The sequence below is a fragment of the Mesorhizobium sp. M1A.F.Ca.IN.020.03.2.1 genome (genome assembly GCF_004023205.1).
In the GTDB taxonomy this organism is placed as follows: domain Bacteria; phylum Pseudomonadota; class Alphaproteobacteria; order Rhizobiales; family Rhizobiaceae; genus Mesorhizobium.
Genome location: NZ_RZSV01000414.1, coordinates 1 through 2,348 on the forward strand (window position 1 = coordinate 1; position 2,348 = coordinate 2,348).

A 2,348-nucleotide genomic window follows, 5' to 3' on the forward strand; every position below is an offset into this window, starting at 1 on the left:
GTCGAGCACCAGCCCTTCAACGCCGGTCTCCTGCGCGTGCCCGGCGCCGAGCAGCGCCAGGACAAAATCGCGCGCCTTTTCGCCGACGCCAAACCCCGGGCCGAGCACAAAGGACGAAGGGCGGCGATCGGCACGGAACGCACCGAGATCGGCAACCGCGTCGACCTTGCGCAGCATGATCGATGTCAGATGCGCGGCATTGACCTGCATGGCATTCGCCGGCGACAGCACCGTCACCGCCCCTGCCCCGCTTCTTGCGGCTGCGAGCGCCGACAGGCGCGCGGCACCGGTGGCCGCTGGACCGCCCGAAAAGACGCTGACATGACCGCGCTTATATTTGTGCGCATCGACGGCTGGAACCGGAAAGGCAGGCAGCCAGAGCGCCGGCGCATTCTCGAAAGTGCGCGGCGCGACTCGAGCGATGATGTCGTCACCGATGCCGATGTCGGCGAGCACGATCTCGCCGCTCATTTCCCGCCCCGGCAGCAGCAGATGCCCCGGCTTCTTTCGCGCGAACGTCACGGTAACGACCGCCCGAAATGCGCTGCCGAGGATGGCGCCGCTTTCGCCGGAAACGCCCGAGGGCAGGTCCACGCCGACGACCGACAAGCCGAGATCCGCAACGACCTGGACGGCCCGGGCGGCATCGCCCGACAGTGCCTTCGAGAGCCCCGCTCCGTACAGCGCGTCGACCACCAGCGATCCCGGTTCGGCCGCGAAGGCAGATAGTGGTCGTGGCTCCAACGGGCAATCGGCTGCAGCCAGCGCGGCATCGCTGCCCGCGCGCGGTTCGCCCGATCTCCACAACGCAACGTCGACACCGCTCTTCCGGAGCAGGCTCGCCACGACATAGCCGTCGCCGCCATTGTTGCCGGGTCCGCAAAGCACGTGCACCCGTGCCGCCGCCGGATAGCGCGCCATGAGCACGGCCGCCACGGCCTCGCCGGCCCGGCGCATCAATCCGTAGCCGTCGAGCGGACCTTGGGCGATCGCCAGCCGGTCGGCTTCGGCCATTTCGGACGGGGAAAGAAGTTCATTGCGCATGGGATTGCCGATCTCCATCCGATCAAGCATTGTCCGATTTGCGGCTCGAAGCAATCAGCGGCGGGCGTATGCATCCCAGAGCGGTGGGCGCCCGGAGGGGAATCTGCCTGCAAATTGCGCTATCTGCTCAAGTTTTGCGCAGACGGATGGAGGAGCGATGTATAGGCTTTGGGCGTCGATGACGCATCCGATGCAGCGGATGACGCGGATTTGCATTCGGGTGCGGCAAGGCATGGAAATCGCCCGATACCGCCCTCAACCTCTGGTAATTGGCACGCTTCGTGCTTGATGAAGGCGCAAGCGGGGCGCGCAACCCGTCTCTTTGGCAGTGGAGGCCACTTTCTACATGAAAAAGATCGAAGCGATCATCAAGCCATTCAAGCTGGACGAAGTGAAGGAAGCGCTTCAGGAGGCCGGGCTGCAAGGCATCACCGTCACCGAGGCCAAGGGTTTCGGTCGGCAGAAGGGCCATACCGAGCTTTATCGGGGCGCCGAATATGTCGTCGACTTCCTGCCCAAGGTGAAGATCGAGGTCGTGCTCGGCGACGACGCCGTCGAAGGCGCCATCGAAGCCATACGCAAGGCGGCGCAGACCGGCCGCATCGGCGACGGCAAGATCTTCGTCTCCAACATCGAGGAAGTCGTTCGCATCCGCACCGGCGAGACCGGCATGGACGCGGTCTGACTCCACCCGTCTTCCTGAACCGTCATCATCAAAAAAACGTCAGCACACAGGGATACATGACATGACGACAGCCAAAGACATCATGAAGCAGATCAAGGACAACGATGTAAAATTCGTCGACCTGCGCTTCACCGATCCGAGGGGCAAGCTGCAGCATGTGACGATGGACGTCGTCGAGGTCGAGGAAGACATGTTCGCCGACGGCGTCATGTTCGACGGCTCCTCGATCGCGGGCTGGAAGGCGATCAACGAGTCCGACATGGTGCTGATGCCGGACACGGATACGGTCCACATGGATCCGTTCTTCGCCCAGTCGACCATGGTGATCCTGTGCGACATCCTCGATCCGATCTCGGGCGAGGCCTACAATCGCGACCCGCGCGGCACCGCCAAGAAAGCCGAATCCTACATGAAGTCGGAAGGCATCGGCGACACCATCTATGTCGGCCCGGAAGCTGAGTTCTTCGTGTTCGATGACGTCAAGTACAAGGCCGATCCCTATAACACCGGGTTCCGCCTGGACTCGACCGAGCTGCCGTCCAACGACGACACCGACTATGAGACCGGCAATCTCGGCCATCGGCCGCGCATCAAGGGCGGCTACTTCCCTGTGCCGCCG

Annotated in this window: 3 protein-coding genes; 2 read left to right on the forward strand and 1 reads right to left on the reverse strand. The window is 63.5% G+C overall.

Features of this window, described 5'->3' with window-relative positions:
* Positions 1-1,044 (reverse strand): NAD(P)H-hydrate epimerase (locus tag EOA79_RS31485; RefSeq protein ID WP_128293657.1); only part of this gene is annotated, 1,044 nt, incomplete at its 3' end.
* 346 nt (positions 1,045-1,390) lie between these two features.
* On the opposite strand from EOA79_RS31485, the gene EOA79_RS31490 reads away from it, so the two are divergent.
* Together EOA79_RS31490 and EOA79_RS31495 are read left to right on the forward strand one after the other, a co-directional pair.
* Entirely contained in the window at positions 1,391-1,729 is a 339-nt protein-coding gene (locus EOA79_RS31490) for a P-II family nitrogen regulator (RefSeq protein ID WP_006205430.1), read from the forward strand.
* A gap of 61 nt (positions 1,730-1,790) precedes the next feature.
* Positions 1,791-2,348: glutamine synthetase beta-grasp domain-containing protein (locus tag EOA79_RS31495; RefSeq protein WP_206639295.1), on the forward strand; the 558-nt coding region annotated here is incomplete at its 3' end.

Excerpts from the sequence above, each read along its gene's own strand:
- EOA79_RS31490 (WP_006205430.1), top strand. The coding sequence starts at position 1,391 with ATGAAAAAGATCGAAGCGATCATCAAGCCATTCAAGCTGGACGAAGTG.